Genomic DNA, 26,675 nt, shown 5'->3' on the forward strand with positions numbered 1-26,675 from the left:
TCAGCCCGGCCGCCCGTCGATGCGCGGCGTGGCGTAGATCCACAGCGAGCGCAGCACCCAGGGCAGGAAAGCGACGAGCCAGCCGACGCTGGCCGCGAAGAACCACGGCGCCGGGTTCGCCGCCAGCTCGGCGCCGACCCGCAGCAGGGAAACGACCTGCATGCCGGCGAAGGCCACGGCGGGGATGCGGCCCAGCACCAGCGGCCGCCCGGAGTGGCCCTGCGTCACGCGCGTCACCATCGCCACCAGCAGGCTGCCGAAGAAGCCCACCGAGATCGCATGCACCGGCGCCCGGCCGAGCGTGAATTCGCCCGTGCCGAGGAACCAGAGGCTTTGCGCCAGGTACAGCGCCAGCCCGACCGGCAGCCAGGCATAGCCGATGAAAAGAACGCGCAGCAGCGCCGGCGCCTTGCCGCGCGGCCACCACTTCCACAGCGTCAGCGCGGCGAGCGCCAGCAGCGGCAGGTCGACCAGCCACAGCCACGGGTAGAGGTGCGCGAGCTCCAGTGCGAGGTGGCCCAGCCACAGCGGCCAGCTCACCGCCAGCAGCCACATCGGCCGCCACGGACGGTAGCCGGCGACGACGTTGCCGGCGAAGAAGGGGAACATGCGGTGCGCCACCGTGGCGTACACCGGCACCAGCAGTCCGAAGGTGCCGATCTTGAGCATCGCGAACGCCAGCCGCGGCTCGCCCGGCACGTGCAGGTAGGCGGCGAAGGCCAGCAGCCCGGCCAGGCCCATCAGCAGGCCACCGAAGCAGGAGATCGCGTGCCAGTTGCCGCTGCGGTCGCGCGCCAGCCAGCCGGCCAGCACCACCATCGCCGTGAGCCAGCCCGCGAGGGTGTTGATCACGCCCAGGTGCACCAGCATCGCCGAGCCCGTGCCCAGCCCCGCCAGCACCAGCGCCTGGCCGGCGACCAGCCCGAGGCCGACCGGCAGGTAATGCCATTTGCTGGCCTCGGTCTGCGCCATCCAGCGCGGGAACACGGTGAGCAGGAAGCCGAAGATGAAGGTCGGCAGCACCTGGTACTGCATCACGAAGGCATGCATCCATCCGGCCGGCACGCTCGGCGTCGGCAGCCACCCGCCCAGCCATCCCGTCCACCACGCCATCGCGGCCAGCACGTTGGCGGCCCCGATGAAGAACAACAGCCGGTGCGGCGCCGCCGCCAGCGCGGAAAGATCAAGGGAACCAACGCGTTTCGTATCCATGCCGCCATGCTGCCAAGCAGCCCCCGGCGGCGCCTTGACCCAAATCATCCCTTCGCCCAACTGCCCGGATGGCGCAGCGTATGGCGCTGCGTATGGCGCCGGGGTCACCGCGGGATCGACTGGTAGATCCGGCGCCGGGGCCACCGCGGAAGCGAAGGTCGCTTTCTCCTCCGTGAAGCCTTTATGTCGGAGAAAGCGACCTTCGCTTCCGCGGCGTCCCCGGTGGAGTCGGTATGGGTTCCCAATGGAAGGCCCGTGGCCGTGCGCTCCGATGCTTGCGCGTGTGCGATCAGGACCAAGGCGCACCATCTTTCTCGCTGTCCTTGCTTGGCTAAACCGGCCATGGCGAGGTGCTCCTGCACGCCTCCCGCGCGCGTCCCTTCGGACGCGGAGTCAGGTTTCGAGGCCAGCGTGGAAGGTGGCCAGATTGCGAGACCTATCCGCCCGGCGGCGGGTGTGGGGTCTAGGCGGTGGTGGGCGTCACCTGCTTTTCTGACCGCTCCGTTGCGATGGCAGGGGCACTTGATGGTTCTCGAGATCAACCGCGTTCCCCGGGGCAACCCGCGTGCACCGGAACGTGCGGGTCGCCCAACGGAAAAGAACGGACCCAGGCTCCACGCCTTGCACCTCCACCCGCCGCCGGGCGGATAGGTCTCGCAATCTGGCCGTCTTCCACGCTGGCCAAGCAGTCTCACCTCGCGTCCGAAGGGACGCGCGCGATGGGCCGTCAGTAGCTATTTGCCTCGACCGGGTTAGCCAAGCCAGCCCAGCGAGAAAAATGGTGCGCCTTGGTCCTGATCGCACACGCGCAAGCATCGGAGCGCACGGCCGCGGGCCTTCCGTTGGGCGCCCAAACCGATACGCACCGGCGGCGCCGGGAAGGCGAGGGTCGCTTTCTCCGACATAAAGGCTTCACGGAGGAGAAAGCGACCCTCGTCTTCCCGGTGACGACGGCGCCATAGGCCACAGCAGAAAAAAGAGAGGGCCGCCAAGGCGGCCCTCTCGAAGTAACGGCAGGGCTCAGCGAGCGCTGTCGGCAGCCACTTCAGCCACCACCGACTTGCGCGGGGCAATCCAGAGCCGCAGCACGAACCAGGCCAGCGCGAACGCACCGACGCTGAAGATCGTGTCGCCCGGCACGCGCATCCACACCAGCATCTCGATGATGGGCTGCTGCATGAAGTCCGCCGAACGCGCGAACCAGTAGCCGTGGTCGATGGCGGCGATGAGCTGCAGCACGCCGATCGGGAGCAGGGTGAACAGCGCCATGCCGACCAGGCCGATGTTGAGCGCCCAGAAGCAGGTGCGCAGCGGGGCCTCCGGCCAGATCGCCTCCGGCTTCATGCCGCGCAGGCAGAACAGCATCAGGCCGATGCCGAGCATGCCGTACACACCGAACAGCGCCGTGTGGCCATGCAGCGGGGTCAGGTTCAGGCCCTGCATGTAGTACAGCGGCAGCGGCGGGTTGATAAGGAAGCCGAACAGGCCGGCGCCCACCAGGTTCCAGAACGCGACCGCCACGAAGAACAGGATCGGCCACTTGTAGCGCTGCATCCAGGGCGTGGCGTGGCCGAGCTTGAAGGTGTGGTAGGCCTCGAAGCCGACGTAGGCCAGCGGCACCACTTCCAGCGCAGAGAACGAGGCGCCCAGCGCGATCACCGCCACCGGCGTGCCGGTGAAGTACAGGTGGTGCAGGGTGCCCAGCACGCCGCCGGCCATGAACACGATGGTCGCGAACAGCGTCGCCAGGGTGCCGGTGCTGGTCTTGATCAGGCCCAGCTTGGTGAACAGGAAGGCGATGACCGCGGTGGCGAACACTTCGAAGAAGCCCTCGACCCACAGGTGCACCACCCACCAGCGCCAGTACTCGACCATCGACAGGTGCGTGTGCTCGCCCCACATCAGGCCGGCGCCGTAGAACAGGCCGATCGCGACGGTGGAGAGGAAGAGCAGGGTGGTGATGGACTTCGACTCGCCGCCGGCGCGGATGGCCGGCACCAGGCAACGGCCCACCAGCGTCAGCCACAGGCCCAGGCCGATGAACAGGAACCACTGCCAGAAGCGGCCGAGGTCCACGTATTCCCAGCCCTGGTGGCCGAACCAGAAGTTGTTGGCCAGGCCCAGCTTCTGCATCACCGCGAACCACTGGCCCGCGAACGAACCGACCACGATGATGATCAGGCAGACCCACAGGACGTGGACGCCAAGCGCCTGGAACTTCGGTTCATGCCCGGAGATCGCCGGCCCGATGTAGAGGCCCATGCCGAGCCACGCGGTCGCGATCCACAATACGGCCAGCTGCGTGTGCCAGGTGCGGGTGAGCGAGTAGGGCAGGTATTCGGCCAGCGCGAAGCCGTAGGCCTCCTGGCCTTCCACCTGGTAGTGCGCGGTGATGGCGCCCAGCAGGATCTGCACCAGGAACAGCGCGATCACGACCCAGAAGTACTTGGCCGTGGCCTTCATCGACGGCGTCACCACCACCTTGGCCAGCGGGTCGGTGGCCGGCAGCTGCAGCGGCGCCTCTTCCTTGCTGTGGTTCACGGCGTAGTGCCAGCCCAGCAGGGCGATGCCCGCGATCAGGAACAGCACGCTGAACACCGTCCACATGAACAGGTTCGAGGGCGGCACATTGCCCACCAGCGGCTCGTGCGGCCAGTTGTTGGTGTAGGTGATTTCCTTGCCCGGACGCTGGGTGACCGCCGACCAGGCCGTCCACCAGTAGAACGCCGTCATCGCGCGCCGGTGTTCGGCGTCGGCGACGGTGTTGTTCTTCATCGCGTAGTTCTCGCGCAGCACCGCCGTGGCCGGGTCGTTCCCGAACAGGCTCTGGTAGTGCGCTGAGACATTGCTGATGGCGAGGGCGCGATCATCGCTGATCACCACCGACTTCGCGCCCGCGTCGTAGGTGTTGGCGCGCATCATTTCGGTCAGGCGGGCGGTCAGGGCCGCCTGTTCGCCCTTGCCGAGCGCGTCGAAGCCCGCGACGGAATAATCCCGGCGGGCCCACTGGTCGAGGATGTCGACCGCCTCGCGGTGCAGCCAGTCGGCCGTCCAGTCGGGGGCGACGTAGCTGCCGTGGCCCCACACGGAACCAAGCTGCTGGCCGCCGGTGGTCTGCCAGACCTGGCGGCCGGTCTCGATGTCGGCGCGGGTGAAGACGACCTGCCCACTTTCCGTGACCACCTGTTCGGGGATCGGGGGCATCTCGCGATGGATCTCGCCGCCGACCCATAGCAGGACGGCAAACGAGACGGCGAGCAGGGTCGCGAGTGCGATCCATAGCTTGCAGGTACTGCTCATGACGGCTCTCCGGTTCAAGTCCCCGCCATGGTCGTCCCACCCGCCCACCCCGTCCCTGACCCAAGTCAAGTCGGCGTGCGCCATGCGCACGACATGGGGCTTCGCGGCAGCGCCGCCGCCCACAGCACTAGTACTTCTGCCCGACGTCTTGCTAGCGCCATCCTTGGCAGCAAACGTCGGCCGTTACGGGCTTCCTGCCCTCCACTTCAGAAGTACTAGTGCTGTGTGCGACGTCGCCCCGGGAGCCAGTCGCACACCGAGGGGAGGTCACAAGCCAGATCAACGGCTCTTGCCCGGGACTTGCGCGCGGGGCGGTGGGTGCTTTGGTTCCGGCGTGCCCGCGGTGTCGGGAGCGAGTGCTCTTGGCCGCGGTGTGCCCGCAGCATCCGGTGCGACGTCGCACGCTCAATAGGTACTTTTGAAGTGGAGGGCAGGAAGCCCGTAACGGCCGACGTTTGCTGCCAAGGATGGCGCTAGCAAGACGGCGGGCAAAAGTACCTATTGAGTGGGCGGCGGCGCTGCAACGATGAACCGGTGTGCTGCCCTTCGTGCGCAATGCGCACGTCACGTCGCGTCGCGTCAGTGGCGGAGGACGTGGAGGGCGAGGGCTTCGAGGCGGGCCGGGTCGAGGATCTCGAGTTCGCGGCGGTCGACGCGGACCAGCTTGTCTTCCTGCAGGCGCTTGAGCACCCGGCTGACGGTTTCGGGGGCCAGGCGCAGGTAGTTGGCGATGTCGGTGCGCGTCATGGTCAGGTGCAGGCGCGTGGCCGAAAAGCCCCGGCGCGCGTAGCGGCGCGACAGCGCCACCAGGAAGGCCGCCATGCGCTCGTCGGCGCTGAAGTCGCCGGCCAGCAGCGAGGCCTTGCCGATGTCCTCGCTGAGCAGCTTGAACAGCTGCGCCTGCAGGCCGGGCATGCGCGTGGCCAGCACGGCCATCTTCGGGAACGAGAAGCGGCAGAGCATCACCGTGTCGAGCGCCACCGCGTTGCAGGGGTAGCGCGCCTGGCTGATCGCGCTCAGGCCGATGATCTCGCCGGGCAGGTGGAAGCCCAGCACCTGCTCGTGGCCGGAGGCGTCGAGCACGTAGGTCTTGACCGTGCCGGCGCGCACCGCGGCGATGGCGTTGAACTCCTCGCCCTCGCGGAAGATGTGCTCGCCCTCGTGGAACGGACCGATGTGCTCGACCAGCACGTGCAGGTCCATGAGGTCGGCCTTGCCGTAGCCCTGCGACAGGCAGGCGTCGGAGAAGGCGCAGGTGCTGCAGAAGCGCAGCTCGTCGCCATCGTCCGCGGCAGCGGGCGACGGCAGGCTGCGCCGGCGGGCGGTCGGGCTCACGGGCGGCTCCCGGCGGCGGGGGCGGTCAGATCGCTTTCGAGAAGCGGACGGGTTCGGCCTGGGCCTGGTGCAGGTAGCGGTCGAAGCATGCGGCAATGATACGCACGAGCAGGCGCCCGCGCTCGGTCGCCCGCAGGCGGCCGGCCTCGACCACCACCAGGCCGTCGGCCTCGAGCGGGGCCAGCCGGGCCAGGTCTTCGGCGAAATATTCGCGGAAGTCGATCTCGTGGCGCAGCTCCAGCGGGGCGAAATCGACCACCCCGTGGCACATCAGCTGCTGGATCAGGTCGGCCCGCAGCACGTCGTCGGCGTCGAGCGCCATGCCTCGCCAGGTCGGCAGCCGGCCTTCGTCGATGGCGATCTCCCAGCTGGGCAGGTCGCGCGGGTTCTGGCTGTAGGTGTCGCCGACGTGGCTGATCGAGCTGACGCCCAGGCCGATCAGGTCGCAGTCGGCGTGGGTGGTGTAGCCCATGAAGTTGCGGTGCAGCTTGCCCTGCGCCTGGGCCTGGCTGAGGTCGTCGCTGGGCAGGGCGAAATGGTCCATGCCGATGTAGCGGTAGCCGGCGGCCGACAGCATCTGGATCGACAGCTGCAGCAGCCCGAGCTTTTCTTCGGCGCTGGGCAGCTGGCTCTCGTCGATGCGCTGCTGCGGGCGGAACAGCTGCGGCATGTGCGCGTAGCTGTACACCGCCAGGCGGTCGGGCCGGGCGGCGATCACGGTGTCGAGCGTGCGCTCGAAGCCCTCGCGGGTCTGCAGCGGCAGGCCGTAGATCAGGTCCACGTTCACCGAGCGGAAGCCGCTGCGGCGGCAGTTGCGGATCACCGCATTGGTTTCCTCCACCGACTGGATGCGGTTCACCGCGGCCTGCACGGCCGGGTCGAAGTCCTGCACGCCCAGGCTGGCGCGGTTGAAGCCCAGCTCGGCCAGGGCCTCGATGTCGCCGGGCTTGATCACCCGCGGGTCGATCTCGATCGAGAAGTCGCGCGCCGGGCTCTGGCTGAAGTGGAAGTGCCGGCCGAGCGTGTCGAGCAGCTCGCCGATCTGGTGCGGGGTGAGGAAGTTCGGGGTGCCGCCGCCGAGGTGCAGCTGCATCACGTCGCGGTCGCGGTCGAACATCGGGCCCAGCATCGCCGCCTCGCGCACGAGGCGGTCGAGGTAGGGTTCGGCGCGGTTGAAGTCGCGGGTGATGATGCGGTTGCAACCGCAGTAGAAGCAGGGGCTGAAGCAGAACGGCACGTGCACGTACAGCGACAGCCGGCGCGGGATCGGGTCTTCGTTGCTCTTCTGCGCGGCGCGCCGGAACTCGGCTTCGCCGAAGCCGGTCTTGAACTGCGGCGCGGTCGGGTAGGAGGTGTAGCGCGGCCCCGGTTTGTCGTAGCGGCGCAGCAGCTCGGCGTCGAAGGGAGGAATGGCGGTCATGGCAGGCAGGTTAGGCGCGCCCGGCGCCCGGCGCCTTGACCGACGTCAAGCCGCCGCTCCTGTAGGAGGGCCTTCAGGCCCGAAGCCCTTGGGCGAAAAGCTTCGGGCCTGAAGGCCCTCCTACCGGGGCGAGGTCAGATCCAGCGGGCGCGGCGCAGCAGGATGAACAGGCCGCCGACGATGGCCGCGGTGACGCCGATCAGGATCCCGTAGCTGTAGCGGCCGCCGACCTCGGGCATGTGCTCGAAGTTCATGCCGTACCAGCTGGCGACCAGGGTGGGCGCGGCCAGCAGGCCGGCCCAGCCGGCCAGGCGCTTGACCACTTCGCCCTGGGCCACGGTGACCAGGGCCAGGTTCACCGACATCGCCGCGGTCAGCATCTCGCGCAGGGTGTCGGTGGCGTCGTTGACCCGCAGCGTGTGGTCGAACACGTCGCGGAAGTAGAGCCGCATCTCCTCGCCCACCATCTGGGTGTGGACGCGGGTGAGCTGGCCGGTGATGTCCTGCATCGGCGCCACCGCCAGCCGCAGGCGGGTGAGTTCGCGCTTGAGCTCGTAGAGCTTGCGCACGGTCTGCTTGCTGAAGCTCTCGGCGAAGATGTCCTGCTCGAGGTCGTTGAGCTGGTCGCGGAACTCGTCGACGATCGGCATGTAGTTGTCGACGATGTAGTCGAGCACCGCGTAAAGGCCGTAGGTAGGGCCCAGCGCCAGCAGCTCGGGCTCGCGTTCGCAGCGGGCGCGCACCGTGCTGTAGGACAGCGAGGTGCCGTGGCGCACGGTGACCAGGTAGCGCGTGCCGACGAACATGTGCGTCTCGCCGAACGAGACCTTGCCGTCGAGCGCCTGCGCGGTATGCACGGCGATGAACAGCGAGTTGCCGTAGGCCTCGATCTTCGGGCGCTGGTGGGCGTGGTGGGCGTCCTCGACGGCCAGGTCGTGCAGGTCGAACTCTTCCTGCAGCTTGTCGAGGAGGGCTTCTTCCGGTTCGTACAGGCCCACCCAGACGAAGCTGCCGTCGTCGACCGCCAGCACGTCGCTGATCTCGTCGAGGGTCAGGTCGCGGCGGCTGCCGTCGCGTCCGTAGCGGACGCAGTTGACGACGCAGGCGGGGTCGGCGGGGAAGCTGTTCTCCATGCCGGCATCATCGGCCCCGGGGCCGGGGCCGGCAAGCCTTCAGCCGCGCGGGTCGAGCCGGCGCAGCAGCGCCCAGTGCAGCGGCAGCAGCAGGAGCACCCACTCGACGTTCTCCTGCGGGCGGAACGGCAGGAACTTCAGGAAGCCCGCGAGGGCCGCGCCTGCCACCACGATCCGCAGCAGCCAGCGGAAGCGCACCGAGGGCTCGCGACCGCGCAGGCGGGCCCAGCCGCCGGGCAGCAGGAACAGGCACAGCGGGCTCAGCAGCAGCAGGTTTTCGTTGCCGTGGCCGGCGACGTGGGCGCTGCCGAACCAGATGAACAGCATCGTCAGGCCCGCCAGCCCGGCCACGGTCCAGAAGCCCAGCGCGATGCCGGCGACGGCACGCGGGGCGCGGCGGCCCAGCCACAGCACGGCCAGCGCCAGCGCGATGCCGGCGAACAGCGCGGGCACCCTCAGGCGCGGCGCTTCGGCCGGGGGCTGGCCGATGCGGTGCGGGTGCAGGACCTCCTCGGCGACCACCAGCGGGCGGCCGTCGGCCAGGCGCACTTCGCGCAGGGCGTCCCGCAGGCGCATCGGGATGAAGGATTCTTCCCAGCGCGACAGCGGCTTGTCGGCGTAGCCGGCGAGGCCAACGTGGAAGCCGATCGCCATCCACGCGGCGGGCGCGGCCAGGCGGACGGATTCGCTGCGGTAGGTGTTGCCCTGCGAGCGGCCGGTGAGTTGGGTCTTCAGGACGCCGCCCAGGGCTTCGTCCAGGGCGTCGCGGACCTGGGTGGAGCAGTTGCTGGTGTAGTAGTCGTAGCGGTAGCGCGCATCGTCGCCGCTGGCGCGTTCGTCGAGCGAGGCGGCGAGCGCGCGGGCCTGGTCCGGTGCGAGGTCCAGCCACTGCAGGCTGGCGCCGCGGCCAAGCTCGCGGTAGCGGGCCATGTCCTGCTCCAGCGGCAGCGCGACCAGCCAGTAGCGCATCTGGCCGTGGATGAAGTTGGCGAAGAAGTTCGGCTCGTCGAGGTCGAAGTAGCCGAAGTTGTACGAGATGCGGCGGCCGCTGGCGGGGTCGTCGACCACGATGGCGTTGTGGCCGAAGCGTTCGAAGAAGATTTCGCCGGGCTCCATCGTGACCACGCCGATGCGCGGGGCGGGGGGCTGGGTGGAAGCCTGCGGCGCCGGCGCTTGCTCCGCGCCTGGCGAGGCGGGCATCTCCAGCGCGGGCGGGAGCGCCGCCGGGGCCGGCCGGGCCGCCGCCGGCGCCAGCAGCGCCGTCAGCAGCCACAGGACCAGCGCGGCGGCGAGGCCCGCGTTACTCCGGGCCATGCACGCTCAGCACGAAGGTGTGGACGCGGCGCTGGTCGGCGCGACCGACGCGGAAGTGGAAGCGGCCCAGCGAAAGTTCTTCGCCGGCCTCGGGCAGGTGGCCGATGGCGGAGGTGACCAGGCCGCCGATGGTGTCGTACTCGTCGTCGTCGAAGTCAGCGCCGAACTGCTCGTTGAAATCGGAGATCGGGGTCAGGGCATCGACCAGGAACTGGCCGTCGGCCTGGGCGGCGATCAGCTTGGCCTCGTCGGCGTCGTCGTGCTCGTCGTCGATCTCGCCGACGATTTGCTCGAGCACGTCCTCGATGGTGACCAGGCCGGCGACGCCGCCGTGCTCGTCGACCACGATGGCCATGTGGTTGCGCGAGAGCCGGAATTCCTTGAGCAGCACGTTCAGGCGCTTGGATTCGGGGATCAGCACCGCCGGGCGCAGCAGTTCGCGGACGCTGCCGGGGCCGCCGTCGGCGACCATGCCGCGCAGCAGGTCCTTCGCGAGCAGGATGCCGAGGATTTCGTCGCGGTCCTCGCCGTGGACCGGGAAGCGGGAGTGGCCGGATTCGACCACCATCTTCATCAGGTCGAGGAACTTCGCATCGAGCGGCAGGGAGACCATCTGCGAGCGCGGGACCATGATGTCGCCGACCTGCAGCTCGGACACCGACAGGGCGCCCTCGAGCATCTTCAGGGTATCGGCGCCGAGCAGGCCGTTGGCCTGGGCATCGCGCAGGATCTCGACCACGTCGTCGAGGGTCTGGGGTTCGCCGGAAAAGGCCAGGCTCAGGCGTTCAAGCCAGGAGCGGCGTTCCGGCGGGCTACTAGGGGAATCTTCGGACATTTCCGTGGAATAGGCGCCCGGGGGGCGGTCGGCGGAGTGTAGCAAAAGCGGTACCGGGTTCATTTTCATCCTCATTGAGACAGGCGGGTGCGGGCGCGCCCGCCTGTCTCAATGAGGATGAAAATGAACCCGGTACCGCTTTTCTTACGGGAGGTCGCAGCGGCCGGTGGCGCAGGCGGCGGCGCGGGCCTGGGCGCGGGTGGCGGCGCGGCGGACCAGCCAGCCGTAGGCGCGGTTGAGCCGCAGCCAGGACAGGGGCTGGCGGAGGCGGGCGACCCAGGGATAGAGGCGGTTCCAGAGCGGGCGCAGGCGGGGGTTGGCCCACAGCCTGGCCATGCCGTGCAGGCCGGCGGCGGCGTAGGCCAGCTCGAACACGTCCACCCCGATGAACCAGCGTCCGGCGGCGTCCCGGGCGTGGATCAGGCGCATCAGGTCGGCGCGGGCGATGCCGGCGGCGTCCAGGTGGACGTCGGCGAAGCCGGGGGGCGAGGCGTCCACCAGGGTGAGGCGGGACTGGGCGTCGTGGTCTTTCAACGCGTGCATCTCCTCCCGGCAGAGCGGGCAGGAAGCGTCGTAGTAGATGACCAAAGGCCAGGTGGCGTTCATGGTTTGCTTCCGTCGCGGATCAGTTTCTGGATGCGGCTGCCGAGTTTCATCACCTTCATCAGGGTCGCGGGTTCCAGCCGCAGCATCTCCTCGCCCCAGGACGACAGGGCCGTCATCAGGGCGAGGGTTTCCTGCATGCGCTTGCGGGCATCGGCGTCCTCACCCGGGAAGGCGGGATCGCTGGTGAGCTCCTGCAGCAGGCTGACGGTGGGGTCGAACTCGCGCGCCTTGCGTTCGCGTACCACGGTACGGAACAGCTCCCACACGTCGCGTGAAGTCTCGAAGTGGTCGCGGCGTTCGCCCATCAGGTGCGAGACGCGGACCAGCTTGAGGTTCATGAGCTCGCGCAGGCTGTTGCTGACGTTCGAGCGGGCCACCCGCAGCACCGAGGCGATGGTCTCGGCGTCCATGGGCCGGCCGGCGAGGAAGAGCAGGGCGTGGACCTGGGCGACCGTACGGTTCACGCCCCAGCGCGAGCCCATCTCGCCCCAGTGCAGCACGAAGCGGCGGCTGATGGGGCTCAGCGGGTCGGGGGCGTACTCGGCGGTTTCTTCGGTCATGGCGGGGTGTCTGGGCGCTGCCCTGGGAAGCTTGCAGTCAGGCTAGTCCCGGCATATATTTCTGTCAAGACAGAAAAAACTGTCAAAACGAGGTGCCGCATGGATGCTTGCCGGAATCCCGATCCTCCCGCCCGCCGCGTGCTGGTCCTCGGCGGGGGCGGCTTCATCGGCCGACATGCCGTGGCCGCCCTGCTTGCCCAGGGCGACGATGTCCTGATCGGCAGCCGGCACCCGGAGCGCCTCGACCGGCGACTGCCCGATGCCGCCCGGGCCTGCCTGCGCCGCCGCGCGCGCTTCGAGCAGCTGCTGGCCGCCGAGGACTGGCGGCCCCTGCTGGAAGGCATCGAGGTCGTGGTCAATTGCGTCGGCATCCTCCGGCCGCGAGGCCGGGAAACCTACCAGCGCGTCCACCATCTCGCCCCGGCGGCGCTGGCCGAGGCCTGCCGCCGCGGTGGCAAGCGCCTGGTCCACGTCTCGGCCCTGGGCCTGCAGGCACCGATGCGCAGTGGCTTTCTGCGCTCGAAGGCCGACGGCGAGGCGGCGCTGCGCCGGAGTGGCGCCGACTGCTGCATCGTCCGGCCGTCCCTGCTGGACGCGGAAGCGGGCGGATACGGCGCCGCCTGGATCCGCCGCGTCGCACGCTGGCCGCTGCACGCCATACCTGCCGACGCCACCGGCCGCATCGCCGCGATGGATGTCCGCGACCTGGGCCTGGCCCTGGCCGCGCTGGCCCGCAAGCCGCGCCTGGCCGACGAACGCGGCCCCGCGGAATTCGAACTGGGCGGTACGACCGCCCTCGCCCTGGGCGACTACCTCGCGGCCATGCGCCTTGATCTGACCGGTCGGCCCGCGCGTCGCGTGCCCGTGCCGGGACTGCTGGCCCGCCTCGCCAGCCACGCCTGCGACCTGCTGCACCTCACGCCGTTCTCGTTCGGCCACTGGGAGCTGCTGCGGCGCGACAACGTGCCGATGCACAACGCCCTGCCGGAGCTGCTGGGCCGCCCGCCCCGGCCGGTCATCGCCAGCCAATCCAATGAACCCGGTTCATTTGGGTTAGTAGGGGTCGGGGAGACCTAGGGTAGCGAGGATGTCGCGCTCGATTTGCTCCATGGCCTCGGCTTCGCGTTCGTCCTCGTGGTCGAGGCCGAGCAGGTGCAGCACGCCGTGGATGGTGAGGTGGGCGTAGTGGGCGTTGAGCGGTTTGCCCTGTTCAAGGGCTTCCTTGGCCACCACCGGGGCGCAGATCACCAGGTCGCCGAGCAGGGGCAGGGTGACGCCCTCGGGCAGCTCCACCGGGAAGCTCAGCACGTTGGTGGCGTAGTCCTTGCCACGGTAGTGCCGGTTCAGGGCGCGGCCTTCCTTCGCATCCACCAGGCGGATGGCGAGGTCGGCGCGCTTGATGCGCCCCTGCGCGGCCGCGGCCGCCCAGCGCCGGAAGCTGGTGGCGGCCGGCAGGCCCGCGCGCGGCAGGCCATAGGTGACGCTGACGTCGAGTTGAACCGGGCCCTTGGTCATTCCTGCGACTCCTTGCCGTCGCGGGCATCGTAGGCCCGGACGATGCGCGCCACCAGCGGATGCCGCACCACGTCGTGGGCGGTGAAGAAGGTGAAGCTGATGCCCTCGACCCCGCGCAGCACGTCGATGGCGTCTCGCAGGCCCGATTTCTGGTGCTTGGGCAGGTCGACCTGGCTCAGGTCGCCGGTGATCACGGCGGTGCTGCCGAAGCCGATGCGGGTCAGGAACATCTTCATCTGCTCGATCGAGGTGTTCTGCGCCTCGTCCAGGATCACGTAGGCGTCGTTGAGCGTGCGGCCGCGCATGTAGGCCAGCGGCGCGATCTCGATGACGTTGCGCTCGAGCAGCTTGGCCACCTTCTCCACGCCCAGCATTTCGTACAGCGCGTCGTAGAGCGGCCGCAGGTAGGGGTCGACCTTCTGGCTGAGGTCACCGGGCAGGAAGCCCAGCTTCTCGCCGGCCTCCACCGCGGGACGCACCAGCAACAGCCGCTGCACGCGCGACTCGTTCAGCGCCTCGACCGCGCTGGCCACCGCCAGGAAGGTCTTGCCGGTGCCGGCCGGCCCGATGCCGAAGTTGATGTCGTGGGTGGTGATCGCGTGCAGGTACTTGGCCTGGTTGGCGCCGCGCCCGCGCACGGTGCCGCGCTTGACCTTGATCGCCACTTCCTGCGGCTCGAAGCCATCCTCGCCGGTGATCCGCTCGAGGTGCGCGCTGCCAAGGTGGGTGTGGATGCGGTGCGGGTCGAGCGTTTCGGTGGCGGCGTCCTCGTAGAGCTTGCGCAGCAGCTTCTCCGCCGCCGCGGCCGCCTTGGCCTCGCCGCTCACGCGGAAGACATGGCCGCGGTTGGCGATCTCCACGCCCAGCCGCAGCTCCATCTGCCGCAGGTGCTCGTCGAACGGCCCGGCCAGGTTCGCCAGCCGCTCGTTGTCCTCCGGCTCCAGCACGAAATCACGATGTACGGCGTGTTTGGTCATTTGGTTTCTTGCCACGGATGAACACGGAAAAGACGGATGGCCACGGATGAAGCGGATTGAATCTCTTGACGCGGATTTACGCGGATAAACGCGGATAGAGCAGAAAAAATGAAGAGAATAAAACCATGATCGCTTTTGACCTATCCGCGTTCATCCGCGTAAATCCGCGTCAAAAACTCTTATGGCTCTATCCGTGTTCATCCGTCTTTATCCGTGTTCATCCGTGGCAAAAACGCTCTTCTATTCGCCGGACACCACCACCTCGCCACGGAGCGAGTTGGTGCGGGCCTCGGTGATGCGGAGGTCGACGAACTGGCCGACCAGACGCGGGTGGCCGGGGAAGTTCACGTTGCGCATGTTCTCGGTCTTGCCGGTGAGCTCGTCGGGGTTGCGGGCGCTGGGGCCCTCGATCAGGACGCGCTGCACCGTGCCCACCATCGCTTCGGAGATGCGGCGGGCGTTGGCGTTGATCGCCGCCTGCAGCCGGTGCAGGCGCGCGCTGGCCACGTCGGCCGGCACCTCGTCGTGCAGGTTGGCCGCGGGCGTGCCCGGTCGGCGGGAGTAGGCGAAGCAGAAGCTCTGGTCGAAACCGATCTCGTCGACCAGCTTGAGCGTGGCCTCGAAGTCGCGCTCGGTCTCGCCCGGGAAGCCGACGATGAAATCCGAGGCCACCACGATGTCCGGCCTGGCCTCGCGCAGGCGCCGGATGCGCGCCTTGTACTCGAGCACCGTGTGCCCGCGCTTCATCGCCGCCAGGATGCGGTCCGAGCCCGACTGCACCGGCAGGTGCAGGTAGCTGGCCAGCTGCGGCACGTCGCGGTGCGCGTCGATGAGCGCGTCGGAGAACTCGACCGGATGCGAGGTGGTGTAACGGATCCGGCCGACGCCCCCGATCGTGGCGATGGCGCGGATGAGCGTGGCGAGGTCGGCGGTGTCGCCGGCGTCGCCGATCGGCCCGCGGTAGGCGTTGACGTTCTGGCCCAGCAGGTGGATCTCGCGCACGCCCTGTGCCGCCAGCTGCGCGCACTCGAGCAGCACGTCGTCGAACGGCCGCGACACTTCCTCGCCGCGCGTGTAGGGCACCACGCAGAACGAGCAGTACTTGCTGCAGCCCTCGATGATCGAGACGTAGGCGCTCGGCCCCTCGGCCCGCGGCTCGGGCAGGCGGTCGAACTTCTCGACCTCGGGGAAGCTGATGTCCACCTGCGGCCGGCCGGTGGCGCGCCGCGCCTCGATCATCTCGGGCAGGCGGTGCAGGGTCTGCGGGCCGAACACCAGGTCCACGTGCGGCGCGCGGCGCAGGATCGCCTCGCCTTCCTGGCTGGCGACGCAGCCGCCGACGCCGATGATGACCGGCTTGTCCTTCTTGAGGTGCTTCCACTTGCCGACCAGCGAGAACACCTTGTCCTCGGCCTTCTCGCGGATCGAGCAGGTGTTGACCAGGATGACGTCGGCCTCGGCCTCGTCGTCGGTGAGTTCCAGGCCGTGCCGGTCGGCGAGCACGTCGGCCATCTTGGCCGAGTCGTACTCGTTCATCTGGCAGCCGTGGGTCTTGATGTGGAGCTTGCCCCGGGCGGGCGAGTTCACGGGCATGGCGGCGGTTAATCCGTTCCGTGGCGGGCCGACATTCTACCGCTCCTGTAGGAGGGCCTTCAGGCCCGAAGCTCTTCGCCGAGAAGCTTCGGGCCTGAAGGCCCTCCTACGGGGGCCGGGCTTGGCTTTGGGCCGGGGTTGGAGTAAACACGCGCCATGACTGCGTTGCGACCGCTGGCACTGGCATGCCTGTTCCTGGCCCCCCCGGCCTGGGCGGGCACGCTGTACAAGTGCACCGGCGCCGACGGCATCCCGAACTACACCGGCAAGCGGGTCGATGGCGCCAGCTGCAAGGTGGTCTCGACCTACACCGCGGCCGATGCCCGCCCGCGCGGCCCGGCGCCCCGGCCCGCCGCGGCGTCGGCCCCCGCGACGCCGGCCGCATCCGTGGCCTCGGGAGGCGCCGGCTCGGCCGGGCAGGCCAGGGCCACCCCGGCGTCCCGGGTCGAGTTCCGCACCGCGGCCCCCGGCCAGCAGCTGGCCGCGGCTCCGGCCAAGGGCGGCGCCCGCGTCACCCGCGGCGCCATGTACAAGTACGAGCGCGACGGCGTCACCCACTACACCAACGTCCGCCCGGGCGGCGATGCCGGCGCCCGCCTGTTGTTCAGCTACGTCGAGGCCTGCTACGCCTGCGGCGCGCTGCCGGGCGTCGATTTCGGCACCGTGCGGCTCAACACCGAGGCCTACGCGGCCGAGGTGCGCGCCGCCGCCGCCGAGTTCGGGGTGGAGGAGGCCGTGGTGCGGGCCATCATCCACGCCGAGTCGGCCTTCCGCCCCAACGCCGTCTCGCATGCCGGCGCGCAGGGCCTGATGCAGCTGATCCCGGCCACGGCCAGCCGTTTCGGCGTCTCCGACGTGTTCGACCCGAACCAGAACATCCGCGGCGGCGTGCAGTACCTGGCCTGGCTGCTCAAGCGCTACGAGGGCAACCTGACCCTGGCCGCCGCCGGCTACAACGCGGGTGAAGGCGCGGTGGACCGCCACGGCGGCGTCCCGCCCTACGCCGAGACCCAGCGCTACGTCCAGCGCGTGGGCACCCTGGCCGAACGCTACCGGGGCGTCCTGGCCAGCCAGTAACCCCCTTGCCGGCGGCGTTGTCGCTGCCGCGCCCCGTCCGCTACAATTGCGCGTCTTTGCGGGGGCTGGTCCGCCCCGCATCTCTGTTTTCAGCCACTTAGCAAGTTTTTCGGAGAGCCGGATGGCTAACGAAGGGGTCAATTCAGGCCGTCGCCGCTTCCTGACCGCCACCACCGCCGTTGTCGGCGCGGTGGGCGTGGCAGGTGTCGCGGTGCCGTTCATCAGTTCCTGGAAGCCGAGCGCGCGCGCCCAGGTCGCCGGTGCGCCGGTCGAGGTCGACATCAGCAAGATCGACCTCGAGCCGGGCATGCGCATGATCGTCCAGTGGCGCGGCAAGCCGGTCTGGATCTTCAAGCGCACGCCGGAACAGCTGGCGGCGCTGCCGTCCATCAACGACCGCCTGCGCGACCCGAACTCCGACAACGTCGAGCAGACGCCGGCGTTCGCCAAGAACGAAGGCCGCTCGATCAAGCCCGAGCTCGCCGTCATCGTCGGCATCTGCACCCACCTGGGCTGCTCGCCGACCTACGTGCCGGAGCTGCAGCCGCAGGCCTTCGACAGCGAGTGGCAGGGCGGCTTCTACTGCCCGTGCCACAACTCGCGCTTCGACCTCGCCGGCCGCGTCTACCAGGGCGTCCCGGCCCCGTCGAACCTCGAGGTCCCGCCTTACCACTTCGTTGACGACTCGCGCGTCATCGTTGGTATTCCGCCGGAAGGAGCCGCGTAATGGCCAACGTCATCAACCGCACGGTCGAATCGGTCACGGGCTGGTTCAACGACCGCACGCCGGGCCTCATCCCGGCGTACAAGAAGCACATGTCGGAGTACTACGCTCCGAAGAACTTCAACCTCTGGTACTACTTCGGCTCGCTGGCCATCCTGGTGCTGGTCAACCAGATCGTCACCGGCATCTTCCTGACGATGCACTACAAGCCGTCCGCGGCCGAGGCCTTCGCCTCGGTCGAGTACATCATGCGCGACGTCGAGTGGGGCTGGCTGATCCGCTACATGCACAGCACCGGCGCCTCCATGTTCTTCGTGGTGGTGTACCTGCACATGTTCCGCGGCCTGGTGTACGGCTCGTACCAGAAGCCGCGCGAGCTGGTCTGGGTGCTGGGCGTGATGATCTTCCTGGTCCTGATGGCCGAGGCCTTCATGGGCTACGTGCTGCCCTGGGGCCAGATGTCCTACTGGGGCGCGCAGGTGATCATCAACCTGTTCGGCGCCATCCCGGTGGTCGGCAACGGCCTCACCGAGTGGATCCGCGGTGACTACCTGGTCGCCGACGCCACCCTCAACCGCTTCTTCGCCCTGCACGTGATCGCGCTGCCGCTGGTGCTGCTGCTGCTGGTCGTGCTGCACCTGGGCGCGCTGCACGAAGTGGGCTCGAACAACCCGGAAGGCGTGGACATCAAGAAGGTCAAGGACAAGGCCACCGGCATCCCGAAGGACGGCATCCCCTTCCACCCTTACTACACGGTGAAGGACCTGTTCGGCGCCGGCTTCTTCCTGATCCTGTTCGCCTTCATCGTCTTCTTCGCGCCGACCATGGGCGGCTGGTTCCTCGAGTGGGACAACTTCATCGAGGCCGACCCGCTGGTGACCCCGGCGCACATCAAGCCGGTGTGGTACTTCACGCCCTTCTACGCGATGCTGCGCGCGATCCCCGACAAGCTGTTCGGCGTGATCGTGATGGGCGGCGCCACGATGATCCTGTTCGCGCTGCCGTGGCTCGACCGCTGCAAGGTCAAGTCGATCCGCTACCGCCCGATGCTGCACAAGATCCTGATCACCATCTTCGTGGTGGCCTTCGTGGTCCTGGGCTGGCTGGGCGCGCAGACCGGCTCCGACACCCAGAAGCTGGTGGCCCAGATCCTGACCGCCTACTACTTCGCCTTCTTCCTCCTGATGCCGATCTGGTCCGCGATGGGCCAGACCAAGGCCGTTCCCGAGCGGGTGCCCGAGCATGACTAAGCTGCGTCTCTTCGCCCTCCTGCTGGCCTTCGCGCCCGCGCTTGGCCTGGCGGCCAGCGCCGGCCCGCTGGAATCCTCGGGCACCGACCTCAGCGACCGCGCCTCCCTGCAGCGCGGCGCCGGCCTCTACATGAACTACTGCGCCGGCTGCCACGCCCTGTCCCTGCACCGCTACTCGCGGATCGCGGACGACCTGGGCCTGAGCCCGGAGCTGGTGGAACAGAACCTGATGCCGGCCAGCGCCAAGATCGGCGAGAACATCAACACCGGCATCAGCGCCGGCGACGGCAACGCCTGGTTCGGCAAGGCGCCGCCCGACCTGAGCCTGATTTCCCGCGCGAAGCTTGGCGGCCCGGACTACGTGTATTCGTACATGAAGGGCTTCTACATCGACGAATCCCGCCCGCTGGGCTGGAACAACACCGTGTTCCCGGGCGCCTCGATGCCGCACGTGCTCTGGGAAATGCAGGGCATCCAGCGCCCGGTCTACGAGCAGGGTGCCGACGGCCAGCCGCACGTCGCCCGCCTCGAGCTGGTGCAGCCGGGCCGCCTCGACGCCAAGGCCTACGACCAGGTGGCGCGCGACATCAGCGCCTTCCTGCAGTACGTGGCCGAGCCGGCCGCGCTCAAGCGCGAGTCGGTGGGTGTGTGGGTGGTGCTGTTCCTGGCCTTCTTCACCTTCATCGCCTATCTGCTGAAGGTCGAGTACTGGCGCGACGTGCACTGACCATCACCGGTCACGCCGTCCCGAAAGGCCGCCTCCGGGCGGCCTTTTGCTGTCCGAGGCCCGGGAAATGGCGGGATTTGGCCCTCCGGCCCCGGGCCGGCGGGCGTCCGGTACGTGACAGTCTTGCGGCGGGCGGCCCGTTTCGGGCAGGGTTAGGGCTTCCGATGACCGTTGGCAGAGGGGCCGGCGGCACCGCGAGAGGGGAACCCGATGGCTGCCAGTCCGCGCATCCGCAACGCCCTGACGCTGTTTTCAGCCCGTGACTGCGTGGTTTGCCACCGCGTCCGGCTGGTATTGGCGGCCAAGGGCGTCACCTACGAACTGGTGCCGGTCGACCCGGGCAGCCCGCCCGAGGACCTGGTGGACCTCAATCCCTACCATTCCGTCCCGACCCTGGTGGACCGCGACCTGGTGCTCTACGCCGCCTCGGTGGTCTCGGAATACCTGGACGAGCGCTACCCGCACCCGCCGCTGATGCCGGTGGACCCGCTGTCGCGCGCCCGCCTGCGCCTGGCCATGCTGCGACTGGAGCACGACTGGGTGCCGCACGTGCAGGCCATCCAGAACGGCAACAAGGCCCAGGCCGACGCCGGCCGCAAGCGCCTGAAGGAGCTGCTGATCGCCGCGCTGCCGCTGTTCAAGGCCTCCAAGTTCTTCCTCAACCCCGAGATGAGCCTGGCCGACTGCGCCATCGCGCCGATCATCTGGCGCCTGCCGGCGCTGGGCATCGTGCTGCCCAAGGAAGCCAAGCTGATCGAGGACTACGGCATGCGGATCTTCCGCAACCCGGCCTACCTGCGCAGCCTGACGCCCGAGGAAAAATCCCTGCGCGAGCTGCCTCAATGACCGAGGGCGCCAAGCCGATGGGTTCCAACCGCCCCTACCTTTTGCGGGCGTTGAACGAGTGGATCTGCGACAACGGCATGACGCCCTACCTGCTGGTGGATGCGGCGCGCGAGGGCGTGCAGGTGCCGGCCTCGGTGGTCAAGGACGGGCGCGTGGTGCTCAACATCGCGCCGCGCGCGGTGGCGCACCTGGTGATCGACAACCGCGAGGTCCGCTTCATGGCGCGCTTCGGTGGCGTCAGCCAGGCGGTGCTGGTGCCGGTGGGCGCGGTGCTGGCGATCTACGCCCAGGAAACGGGGCAGGGGATGATGCTGCCCGAGGACGGCGCGATGCTGCCCGACGATTCCCCGGAGCCGCCGCCGGGTCCCGACGCGGGCGGCGAGGGGCCGCGCCGCAGCCACCTGCGCGTGGTCAAGTAAGGCGGGTTCAGTGCAGGGCGTCCTGCGGCGGCATCGGGCCCATCAGGGAGCGCAGTCGCCGGCCGTGCAGCACGATGCGGCCGGCGTGGCGGTCGTCGCCATTGATCGAGTACTCGAACCCGTACTGGCGCTCCATCCCGATCCAGCCATCGCCGCCCCGGCGGGGTCGCATGGACAGCAGGTGCACGCTCTGGTCGAGCCAGACCACGCCCGCCCGCTGGCAGGCGTGGCGGCCGTACTGGGTGGCGGTTTCAGCGGCCGCGCGCCCGGCGAACCAGAACGCAAGCGCCGCTATCGCGAGAAGCATCATTATCAGTGTGCCGAGCATGTCGGCAGTGTGGGGACGGTCACGCTTGGCCGCAAGCGCACCCCCTGCCTTGTTTGGCCGGGCATGGCTAAGATAGGCGCGGACGCCGCCCCCCCCGGGCCATCGCCGATTCGCAGGAGAGCGAAGATGAAGCTGGTGTTTCCCAATGGCGAACATGGCCAGGTGCTGCTCAGCGCCGGCGTGAACAAGATCGGTTCGGCGCCCGAGGGCGCCGTGGTGCTGGCCGAGGAAGGCATCCACCCGCTGCACTGCGAGATCCACGTCACCGGCACCGGCGCGAACCTGCAGGTACCGCAGGGCGGTGGCCCCGTGTCGGTGAACGGCAAGCCGGTCGCCGACATCATGGCGCTGCGCGGCGGCGACCAGATCGGCATCGCCGGCATCGTCGCCAGGTTCGCCATTGTCGAGCCGGCGCGCAGCGCGCCCGCGCCGGGCGTCGTGCCGGGTTCCGACGAAGACAGCGGCGCCACCCGCGTGCGTGCGGCCGTGCCCAAGTACGTGCTGCGCGGCGTGTCCGGCGCGGTGTTCGGCAAGGTGTTCCCGGTCTCCGGGCCGGTGGTCATCGGGCGCGCGCCCGAGGCCGACATCTCGGTGCCTGCCGACGAGATCTCGCGCCGGCATGCCCTGGTCAAGCCCGCGGGCGACGGCCTGTCGGTCGAGGACCTCGGATCTTCCAACGGTACCTACATCAACAACCGCCGCGTGCAGCAGGGTTTCCTGAGCCCCGGCGACGAACTGCGCCTGGATGCGGTGCGCTTCATCGTGGTCGCGCCCGGCATGGAAATGGCCCAGCAGACCAGCCGCATGCACCAGACCGAAGCGGTGCCGCCGCCGCAGGCCGCGGCGGTCAGCAAGTGGGTGCCGATCATGCTCACCGCCGCGGCGGCGCTGGTGATCGTGGCGCTGGTGCTCGGCCGCGGCTGAGCCGCGGCGCCGGCCTCAGGCCGGCGGATCGCCCAGGCGCAGGGACAGATCCAGCGCCTGCACGTGCTTGGTCAGCGCGCCCACCGAGACGAAGTCCACGCCGGTGGCGGCGATCGCCCGCAGGCGCTCGCCGGTGACGCCGCCCGACACTTCCAGCGGCGTTCGGCCGGCGGCGCGGGCCACCGCCTCGCGCAGGTCGGCTTCGCTGAACTCATCGACCAGGATGCGGTCGCAGCCGGTGGCCAGGGCCTGGTCGAGTTCGTCCAGGGTTTCCACTTCGATGATCAGCGGCAGCGCCGGGTGCCTTGCGCGCGCGGCGGCGGCCGCGGCCGCGATCGAGCCGGCGGCGTGGATGTGATTTTCCTTCAGCATCACCGCGTCGAACAGGCCGATGCGGTGGTTCATGCCGCCGCCGGCGCGCACCGCGTACTTCTGCGCCAGGCGCAGGCCGGGCAGGGTCTTGCGGGTGTCGAGGATGCGGGTGCGGGTGCCGGCCACCTCGGCCACGTAGCGCGCGGTGGTGGTGGCGGTGGCGCTGAGCGTCTGCAGGAAATTCAGGGCGGGGCGCTCGGCGCTGACCAGGGCGCGGGTGCGCGCGTGGATGACCACGACGACGGTGCCGGCGCTGACCGGCTCGCCCTCGGCGACGCGCCAGTCGAGCAGCGCGGCCGGGTCGAGCGCGCGGAAGCAGGCGTCGAACCAGGGCCGGCCGGCGACCACGCCGGCCTCTTTCGCGATCACGTAGGCGCGGCCCGGTACGTCCGGGAGCAGGTCGGCGGTGGCATCGCCCGGGCCGATGTCCTCTGCCAGGGCGCGGGCCACGTCGGCGGCGACGGCGTCGGCCGGCGGCGGCGTCAGGGCGGCGGCCATCAGCGCGGGAAGTCGGCGACCTGGGCGGTGGCCAGGGCTTCGTCGGCCAGCAGCACCGGGATGCCGTCCTCGACCCGGTAGACCTGCTTGCGGTCGCGGGTGACCAGGCCCTCGGCCAGCGGTTCGGACTGCGGGCTGCCGTCGGCGCGGGTGATGCCGCCGGCGGCGATGGCGGCGTTGAGCGCGGCCAGCTCGGCGCTGCCCAGCAGGGCCAGCGGCTGCTTGCTGGTCGGGCAGCAGAGGATGTCGAGGAGCTTGCGGTCCATGGGGCGGCTGTGTCCGGCGGAGGCTTGGGTCTAGAATAGCGTTTTGCCGAAGCGGCCTGCCATGAACCAAGCCAACGTTGCCCCGCGCGTCGGGGTCGTCATGGGTTCCCGGTCCGACTGGGACACGATGCAGCACGCGGTCGCGCGGCTCGAGCAGCTGGGCGTGCCGCACGAGGTGCGCGTGGTGTCGGCACACCGCACGCCGGACCTGCTGGTCGAATACGCCAAGTCGGCGTCGGCCCGCGGCCTGCGCGCGATCATCGCCGGCGCCGGTGGCGCCGCGCACCTCCCGGGCATGCTGGCGTCCATGACGCCGGTGCCGGTGCTGGGCGTGCCGGTGCAGAGCAAGGCGCTCAACGGCCTCGATTCGCTGCTTTCCATCGTGCAGATGCCGGCCGGCGTGCCGGTGGCCACCTTCGCCATCGGCGCCGCGGGCGCGGCGAACGCCGGCCTGTTCGCGGCGGCGATGCTGGCGCCCGACCACGCCGACGTGCGTGCGGCGCTCGACGCCTTCCGCGCGAAGCAGACGAGCGACGTGCTCGACCATCCGGACCCGCGGCAGCCGTGACCACCGTCGGCATCCTCGGCGGCGGGCAGCTGGCCCGCATGCTGGCCCTGTCGGGTGCGCCGCTGGGCCTGCGCTTCCTGGTGCTCGATTCCGCGCCCGACGCCTGCGCCGCGCAGTTCGCGCCGATGCTGCAGGCCGACTACCGCGACCAGGCCGCGCTGGCCTCCTTCGCCGACCAGGTCGACGTCGCCACCTTCGATTTCGAGAACGTGCCCGCCGAGAGCGCCGAGTGGCTGGCCGCGCGCGTGCCGGTGTTCCCGAGCCCGCGCGCGCTGGCCGTGGCCCAGGACCGGATGGCGGAGAAGTCGCTGTTCCGCGAGCTGGGCATCCCGGTGCCGGAGTTCGCCGCGGTCGATTCCCGCGAAGGCCTCGCCGCCGCGCTGGCGAAGGTCGGCACGCCCTGCATCCTCAAGACCCGCCGCCTCGGCTATGACGGCAAGGGCCAGTTCCGCATCAAGTCGCCGGCCGATGCCGATGCGGCCTGGGAGGCGCTCGGTGCGCAGGCCGCCACGGTGGGCCTGATCCTCGAAGGCTTCGTGGCCTTCCAGCGCGAGCTGTCGGTGGTGGCCGCGCGCGGCCGCGACGGCGAGCTGCGCGCCTGGCCGCTGACCGAGAACTGGCACGAGTCCGGCATCCTCGCCGCGAGCCTCGCGCCGGCCCAGGCCGACGACGCGCTGCAGGCGCAGGCGCTGGCCGCCGCGCGCAAGGTCGCCGAGGCGCTGGATTACGTCGGCGTGTTCGCGCTCGAGCTGTTCCTGCGCGACGGCGTGCTGCTGGCCAACGAGATGGCGCCGCGCGTGCACAACTCTGGCCACTGGACCATCGAAGGCGCCGAGACCTCGCAGTTCGAGAACCACCTGCGCGCCGTGCTGGGCCTGCCGCTGGGTAGCACCCGCGCCGTGGGCCACAGCGTGATGCTGAACTGGATCGGCGCGATGCCGGCCGCGCTGCCGGTGCTGTCGGAAGCCGGCGGCCACTGGCACGACTACGGCAAGTCTTCGCGCGAGGGCCGCAAGGTCGGCCATGCCACGCTGCGCGCTGATTCGACGGCCGAGCTGGCCGATGCGCTCGAGCGCGTGGGACGGGCGCTGGGCCGCGAGGCGCAGGTGGCACCCGTCATCACCCGCTTGCGCTGACTGACGCCTGTAGGAGGGACTTCAGTCCCGAAGCCTTTCGCGGAAAAGCTTCGGGACTGAAGTCCCTCCTACAGGCGCGGGTCAATCGGCGGCGGGGAAGACGACGACGTGGGCGAGGTCGGGCTTCACCCGCACGCGCTGCCCGGGCTCGCGCTGCTGGTGGCTGGGAAACAGCGCGGTCAGCGCGGTCCCGTCGGCAAGCACCAAGGTGTGCAGCGACTCGGCGCCGCGGAAGGCCACGGCCCGCACTTCGCACTCGATGCCCTCGTCGTCGCTGGGCATCAGGTCGTCCGGCCGCAGCAGCACGCGCACGGCGCTGCCGACGGCGTAGGGTAGGGCAGCGGCCACCGGCAGTTCGCCCAGCGACGTGGCGACGCGGTTGCCTTCCAGCACCCGCGCCTCGAGGAAGCGGCCGTCGCCCACGAAGGACGCCACGAAGGGCGTGGCCGGGCGATGGTAGAGCTCGAAGCCCGGCGCCCACTGCAGCAGCACACCGGCCTGCATGACGCCCACCGTATCGGCGAAGACGAAGGCTTCCTCCTGGTCGTGCGTGACCAGCAGCGCGGCGATGCCCAGGCGCTTGAGCACCGCGCGCAGGTCGTCACGCAGGCGGCCGCGCAGGTCGGCATCGAGGCTGGAGAAGGGTTCGTCTAGCAGCAGCAGGTCGGGGCGCGGCGCCAGCGAGCGGGCGAGCGCGACGCGCTGCTGCTGGCCGCCGGAGAGTTCGTGCGGATAGCGATCCGCGAGGCCGTCGAGGCCAATCAGTGAAAGCGTTTCCAGCACCCGGCCGCGGCGCAGGTCGCGCGCCAGGCCGTGCAGCCCGAAGGCGACGTTGTCGGCGACGGTGAGGTGGGGAAAGAGCGCGAGGTCCTGGAACACGAAGCCCAGGCCCCGCTTTTCAGGCGGCAGCGCCCGGGCATCCTTGCCGCGCAGCGACAGCGTGCCCGCATCCGGCGCATGGAAGCCGGCGATGGCGCGCAGCAGCGTGGTCTTGCCGCAGCCGCTGGGCCCGAGCAGGCAGCCCAGCTCGCCGGGCTGCAGCGTCAGCCCCAGCCCGCGCACCGCCGGTTGTCCTGCATGGCTGCAGGACAGGCCGTCGATCGCGAGCAGGGGCGTGGCCGTCATCAGGCCATGTTGCCGGCGACGAAGTCCCAGTTCACCAGGTTCCAGAACGCCTCGACGTACTTCGGGCGCGCGTTGCGGTAATCGACGTAGTAGGCGTGCTCCCAGACGTCGCAGGTGAGCAGCGGGGTGTCGGTGCCGGTGAGCGGGGTGGCCGCGTTCGGCGTGCTGACCAGGGCCAGCGAACCGTCCGGGCGCTGCACCAGCCAGGCCCAGCCGGAGCCGAAGGTGGTCAGCGCGGTCTGGGTGAACTGCTCCTTGAAGGCCGCGAACGAACCGAAGGACTTGTTGATCGCCTCGGCCAGCTTGCCGGTCGGCTCGCCGCCGCCGTTGGGCTTGAGGCAGTTCCAGTAGAAGGTGTGGTTCCAGACCTGCGCGGCGTTGTTGAACATGCCGCCCTGCGCCTTGCGCACGATGGCTTCCAGGTCCATGCCCTCGAACTCGGTGCCCTTGGTCTGGTTGTTGAGGTTGGTGACGTAGGCCTGGTGGTGCTTGCCGTAGTGGAAGTCGATCGTCTCGCCCGAGATGTGCGGCTCGAGGGCGGTGCGGTCGTAGGGCAGGGCGGGCAGTTCGATGGCCATGGGGGAATTCTCCGTTCGTGTGGGCGGGGCGCCGGCG

At 69.6% G+C, this 26,675-nt stretch carries 27 protein-coding genes; 10 read left to right on the forward strand and 17 right to left on the reverse strand.

Annotation, left to right across the window (positions count from 1 at the left end; translation table 11 throughout):
• The 9 genes from N787_RS01570 to N787_RS01610 form a co-directional block, all read right to left on the reverse strand.
• A complete protein-coding gene (locus N787_RS01570; protein ID WP_034210281.1) occupies nucleotides 1–1,212 on the reverse strand; it encodes an NnrS family protein in 1,212 nt (403 codons plus the stop codon).
• 1,020 nt (nucleotides 1,213–2,232) lie between these two features.
• Nucleotides 2,233–4,512: a nitric-oxide reductase large subunit gene (locus N787_RS01575; protein ID WP_034210282.1), complete on the reverse strand. Its 2,280-nt coding sequence runs from the start codon at nucleotides 4,510–4,512 to the stop codon at nucleotides 2,233–2,235.
• A 579-nt stretch (nucleotides 4,513–5,091) separates the two neighbouring features.
• Nucleotides 5,092–5,847 (reverse strand): helix-turn-helix domain-containing protein, encoded by a 756-nt coding sequence (locus tag N787_RS01580; RefSeq protein WP_034210283.1) that lies wholly within the window; start codon nucleotides 5,845–5,847, stop codon nucleotides 5,092–5,094.
• Between the two features lie 25 nt (nucleotides 5,848–5,872).
• Nucleotides 5,873–7,267 carry an oxygen-independent coproporphyrinogen III oxidase gene (gene hemN, locus N787_RS01585; RefSeq protein ID WP_156968865.1) on the reverse strand — a complete coding sequence of 465 codons (1,395 nt, stop codon included), beginning with the start codon at nucleotides 7,265–7,267 and terminating at the stop codon, nucleotides 5,873–5,875.
• 134 nt (nucleotides 7,268–7,401) lie between these two features.
• Nucleotides 7,402–8,400 (reverse strand): magnesium and cobalt transport protein CorA, encoded by a 999-nt coding sequence (locus tag N787_RS01590; protein ID WP_034210285.1) that lies wholly within the window; start codon nucleotides 8,398–8,400, stop codon nucleotides 7,402–7,404.
• Nucleotides 8,401–8,439: 39 nt separating this feature from the next.
• Nucleotides 8,440–9,714, reverse strand: coding sequence for a lipoprotein N-acyltransferase Lnb domain-containing protein (locus tag N787_RS01595; RefSeq protein WP_034210286.1), 1,275 nt, complete (start codon nucleotides 9,712–9,714; stop codon nucleotides 8,440–8,442).
• Nucleotides 9,701–10,549: a CorC family transporter gene (locus N787_RS01600; protein WP_034210331.1), complete on the reverse strand. Its 849-nt coding sequence runs from the start codon at nucleotides 10,547–10,549 to the stop codon at nucleotides 9,701–9,703. Before N787_RS01600 ends, N787_RS01595 begins: the two co-directional genes overlap by 14 nt.
• A 144-nt stretch (nucleotides 10,550–10,693) precedes the next feature.
• Nucleotides 10,694–11,155 carry a thiol-disulfide oxidoreductase DCC family protein gene (locus N787_RS01605; protein ID WP_034210287.1) on the reverse strand — a complete coding sequence of 154 codons (462 nt, stop codon included), beginning with the start codon at nucleotides 11,153–11,155 and terminating at the stop codon, nucleotides 10,694–10,696.
• A complete protein-coding gene (locus N787_RS01610; protein WP_052575026.1) occupies nucleotides 11,152–11,715 on the reverse strand; it encodes a GbsR/MarR family transcriptional regulator in 564 nt (187 codons plus the stop codon). Before N787_RS01610 ends, N787_RS01605 begins: the two co-directional genes overlap by 4 nt.
• Before the next feature lie 99 nt (nucleotides 11,716–11,814).
• On the opposite strand from N787_RS01610, the gene N787_RS14170 reads away from it, so the two are divergent.
• The gene (locus N787_RS14170; protein ID WP_084590565.1) at nucleotides 11,815–12,792 is read left to right on the forward strand and encodes an NAD(P)H-binding protein; all 978 of its coding nucleotides are present in this window, start codon (nucleotides 11,815–11,817) and stop codon (nucleotides 12,790–12,792) included.
• Here N787_RS14170 and ybeY read toward each other — a convergent pair.
• The 3 genes from ybeY to miaB all read right to left on the reverse strand — a co-directional run bounded on the left by ybeY (nucleotide 12,769) and on the right by miaB (nucleotide 15,800).
• Entirely contained in the window at nucleotides 12,769–13,230 is a 462-nt protein-coding gene (gene ybeY / locus N787_RS01620; protein ID WP_034210288.1) for an rRNA maturation RNase YbeY, read from the reverse strand. The genes N787_RS14170 and ybeY overlap by 24 nt on opposite strands.
• The gene (locus N787_RS01625) at nucleotides 13,227–14,207 is read right to left on the reverse strand and encodes a PhoH family protein (protein ID WP_034210289.1); all 981 of its coding nucleotides are present in this window, start codon (nucleotides 14,205–14,207) and stop codon (nucleotides 13,227–13,229) included. Before N787_RS01625 ends, ybeY begins: the two co-directional genes overlap by 4 nt.
• Before the next feature lie 240 nt (nucleotides 14,208–14,447).
• Nucleotides 14,448–15,800: a tRNA (N6-isopentenyl adenosine(37)-C2)-methylthiotransferase MiaB gene (gene miaB / locus N787_RS01630; RefSeq protein ID WP_034210290.1), complete on the reverse strand. Its 1,353-nt coding sequence runs from the start codon at nucleotides 15,798–15,800 to the stop codon at nucleotides 14,448–14,450.
• A gap of 156 nt (nucleotides 15,801–15,956) precedes the next feature.
• Between miaB and N787_RS01635 the strand changes: the two genes are divergently transcribed.
• From N787_RS01635 to N787_RS01660, 6 genes are all read left to right on the forward strand, one after another.
• A complete protein-coding gene (locus tag N787_RS01635; protein WP_052575028.1) occupies nucleotides 15,957–16,877 on the forward strand; it encodes a lytic transglycosylase domain-containing protein in 921 nt (306 codons plus the stop codon).
• Nucleotides 16,878–16,998: 121 nt separating this feature from the next.
• A complete protein-coding gene (petA, locus tag N787_RS01640; RefSeq protein WP_034210292.1) occupies nucleotides 16,999–17,604 on the forward strand; it encodes a ubiquinol-cytochrome c reductase iron-sulfur subunit in 606 nt (201 codons plus the stop codon).
• The gene (locus tag N787_RS01645) at nucleotides 17,604–18,851 is read left to right on the forward strand and encodes a cytochrome b (RefSeq protein ID WP_034210294.1); all 1,248 of its coding nucleotides are present in this window, start codon (nucleotides 17,604–17,606) and stop codon (nucleotides 18,849–18,851) included. Before petA ends, N787_RS01645 begins: the two co-directional genes overlap by 1 nt.
• Entirely contained in the window at nucleotides 18,844–19,578 is a 735-nt protein-coding gene (locus N787_RS01650; RefSeq protein WP_034210296.1) for a cytochrome c1, read from the forward strand. The genes N787_RS01645 and N787_RS01650 overlap by 8 nt, the downstream gene beginning before the upstream one ends.
• Nucleotides 19,579–19,788: 210 nt before the next feature.
• Entirely contained in the window at nucleotides 19,789–20,424 is a 636-nt protein-coding gene (locus N787_RS01655; protein WP_034210297.1) for a glutathione S-transferase N-terminal domain-containing protein, read from the forward strand.
• Entirely contained in the window at nucleotides 20,421–20,843 is a 423-nt protein-coding gene (locus N787_RS01660; RefSeq protein ID WP_034210299.1) for a ClpXP protease specificity-enhancing factor, read from the forward strand. The genes N787_RS01655 and N787_RS01660 overlap by 4 nt, the downstream gene beginning before the upstream one ends.
• 7 nt (nucleotides 20,844–20,850) lie before the next feature.
• Here N787_RS01660 and N787_RS01665 read toward each other — a convergent pair whose 3' ends face one another.
• Nucleotides 20,851–21,153: a DUF3301 domain-containing protein gene (locus tag N787_RS01665; RefSeq protein ID WP_245593936.1), complete on the reverse strand. Its 303-nt coding sequence runs from the start codon at nucleotides 21,151–21,153 to the stop codon at nucleotides 20,851–20,853.
• Nucleotides 21,154–21,297: 144 nt separating this feature from the next.
• Between N787_RS01665 and N787_RS01670 the strand changes: the two genes are divergently transcribed.
• Entirely contained in the window at nucleotides 21,298–22,095 is a 798-nt protein-coding gene (locus tag N787_RS01670) for an FHA domain-containing protein (RefSeq protein WP_034210301.1), read from the forward strand.
• Nucleotides 22,096–22,110: 15 nt separating this feature from the next.
• On the opposite strand, the gene nadC is transcribed toward N787_RS01670, so the two are convergent.
• Nucleotides 22,111–22,965 carry a carboxylating nicotinate-nucleotide diphosphorylase gene (gene nadC, locus N787_RS01675; protein WP_034210302.1) on the reverse strand — a complete coding sequence of 285 codons (855 nt, stop codon included), beginning with the start codon at nucleotides 22,963–22,965 and terminating at the stop codon, nucleotides 22,111–22,113.
• Nucleotides 22,965–23,231 carry a Trm112 family protein gene (locus N787_RS01680; RefSeq protein WP_034210303.1) on the reverse strand — a complete coding sequence of 89 codons (267 nt, stop codon included), beginning with the start codon at nucleotides 23,229–23,231 and terminating at the stop codon, nucleotides 22,965–22,967. The genes nadC and N787_RS01680 overlap by 1 nt, the downstream gene beginning before the upstream one ends.
• A 61-nt stretch (nucleotides 23,232–23,292) precedes the next feature.
• On the opposite strand from N787_RS01680, the gene purE reads away from it, so the two are divergent.
• Together purE and N787_RS01690 are read left to right on the forward strand one after the other, a co-directional pair.
• Nucleotides 23,293–23,799 (forward strand): 5-(carboxyamino)imidazole ribonucleotide mutase, encoded by a 507-nt coding sequence (purE, locus tag N787_RS01685; protein ID WP_034210305.1) that lies wholly within the window; start codon nucleotides 23,293–23,295, stop codon nucleotides 23,797–23,799.
• Nucleotides 23,796–24,935 (forward strand): 5-(carboxyamino)imidazole ribonucleotide synthase, encoded by a 1,140-nt coding sequence (locus N787_RS01690; protein WP_034210306.1) that lies wholly within the window; start codon nucleotides 23,796–23,798, stop codon nucleotides 24,933–24,935. Before purE ends, N787_RS01690 begins: the two co-directional genes overlap by 4 nt.
• A gap of 81 nt (nucleotides 24,936–25,016) precedes the next feature.
• On the opposite strand, the gene N787_RS01695 is transcribed toward N787_RS01690, so the two are convergent.
• Together N787_RS01695 and sodB are read right to left on the reverse strand one after the other, a co-directional pair.
• Entirely contained in the window at nucleotides 25,017–26,060 is a 1,044-nt protein-coding gene (locus N787_RS01695) for an ABC transporter ATP-binding protein (RefSeq protein WP_052575029.1), read from the reverse strand.
• Nucleotides 26,060–26,638, reverse strand: coding sequence for a superoxide dismutase [Fe] (gene sodB, locus N787_RS01700; RefSeq protein WP_034210309.1), 579 nt, complete (start codon nucleotides 26,636–26,638; stop codon nucleotides 26,060–26,062). The genes N787_RS01695 and sodB overlap by 1 nt, the downstream gene beginning before the upstream one ends.
• Nucleotides 26,639–26,675: the final 37 nt, after the last annotated feature.

Source organism: Arenimonas metalli CF5-1 (genome assembly GCF_000747155.1).
Taxonomy (GTDB): domain Bacteria; phylum Pseudomonadota; class Gammaproteobacteria; order Xanthomonadales; family Xanthomonadaceae; genus Arenimonas; species Arenimonas metalli.

Bases quoted from the DNA above. Each gene is read 5' to 3' on its own strand.
- purE (WP_034210305.1), top strand. From the start codon at position 23,293: ATGAACCAAGCCAACGTTGCCCCGCGCGTCGGGGTCGTCATGGGTTCC.
- N787_RS01670 (WP_034210301.1), top strand. From the start codon at position 21,298: ATGAAGCTGGTGTTTCCCAATGGCGAACATGGCCAGGTGCTGCTCAGC.
- N787_RS01595 (WP_034210286.1), bottom strand. From the start codon at position 9,714: ATGGCCCGGAGTAACGCGGGCCTCGCCGCCGCGCTGGTCCTGTGGCTG.
- N787_RS01590 (WP_034210285.1), bottom strand. From the start codon at position 8,400: ATGGAGAACAGCTTCCCCGCCGACCCCGCCTGCGTCGTCAACTGCGTC.
- N787_RS01570 (WP_034210281.1), bottom strand. From the start codon at position 1,212: ATGGATACGAAACGCGTTGGTTCCCTTGATCTTTCCGCGCTGGCGGCG.
- N787_RS01655 (WP_034210297.1), top strand. From the start codon at position 19,789: ATGGCTGCCAGTCCGCGCATCCGCAACGCCCTGACGCTGTTTTCAGCC.
- miaB (WP_034210290.1), bottom strand. From the start codon at position 15,800: ATGCCCGTGAACTCGCCCGCCCGGGGCAAGCTCCACATCAAGACCCAC.
- N787_RS01650 (WP_034210296.1), top strand. From the start codon at position 18,844: ATGACTAAGCTGCGTCTCTTCGCCCTCCTGCTGGCCTTCGCGCCCGCG.
- N787_RS01680 (WP_034210303.1), bottom strand. From the start codon at position 23,231: ATGGACCGCAAGCTCCTCGACATCCTCTGCTGCCCGACCAGCAAGCAG.
- N787_RS01645 (WP_034210294.1), top strand. From the start codon at position 17,604: ATGGCCAACGTCATCAACCGCACGGTCGAATCGGTCACGGGCTGGTTC.
- N787_RS01600 (WP_034210331.1), bottom strand. From the start codon at position 10,549: ATGTCCGAAGATTCCCCTAGTAGCCCGCCGGAACGCCGCTCCTGGCTT.
- N787_RS01610 (WP_052575026.1), bottom strand. From the start codon at position 11,715: ATGACCGAAGAAACCGCCGAGTACGCCCCCGACCCGCTGAGCCCCATC.
- N787_RS01695 (WP_052575029.1), bottom strand. From the start codon at position 26,060: ATGACGGCCACGCCCCTGCTCGCGATCGACGGCCTGTCCTGCAGCCAT.
- N787_RS01575 (WP_034210282.1), bottom strand. From the start codon at position 4,512: ATGAGCAGTACCTGCAAGCTATGGATCGCACTCGCGACCCTGCTCGCC.
- N787_RS01635 (WP_052575028.1), top strand. From the start codon at position 15,957: ATGACTGCGTTGCGACCGCTGGCACTGGCATGCCTGTTCCTGGCCCCC.
- N787_RS01665 (WP_245593936.1), bottom strand. From the start codon at position 21,153: ATGATGCTTCTCGCGATAGCGGCGCTTGCGTTCTGGTTCGCCGGGCGC.
- N787_RS14170 (WP_084590565.1), top strand. From the start codon at position 11,815: ATGGATGCTTGCCGGAATCCCGATCCTCCCGCCCGCCGCGTGCTGGTC.
- nadC (WP_034210302.1), bottom strand. From the start codon at position 22,965: ATGGCCGCCGCCCTGACGCCGCCGCCGGCCGACGCCGTCGCCGCCGAC.
- N787_RS01625 (WP_034210289.1), bottom strand. From the start codon at position 14,207: ATGACCAAACACGCCGTACATCGTGATTTCGTGCTGGAGCCGGAGGAC.
- sodB (WP_034210309.1), bottom strand. From the start codon at position 26,638: ATGGCCATCGAACTGCCCGCCCTGCCCTACGACCGCACCGCCCTCGAG.
- hemN (WP_156968865.1), bottom strand. From the start codon at position 7,267: ATGACCGCCATTCCTCCCTTCGACGCCGAGCTGCTGCGCCGCTACGAC.
- ybeY (WP_034210288.1), bottom strand. From the start codon at position 13,230: ATGACCAAGGGCCCGGTTCAACTCGACGTCAGCGTCACCTATGGCCTG.
- N787_RS01660 (WP_034210299.1), top strand. From the start codon at position 20,421: ATGACCGAGGGCGCCAAGCCGATGGGTTCCAACCGCCCCTACCTTTTG.
- N787_RS01605 (WP_034210287.1), bottom strand. From the start codon at position 11,155: ATGAACGCCACCTGGCCTTTGGTCATCTACTACGACGCTTCCTGCCCG.
- petA (WP_034210292.1), top strand. From the start codon at position 16,999: ATGGCTAACGAAGGGGTCAATTCAGGCCGTCGCCGCTTCCTGACCGCC.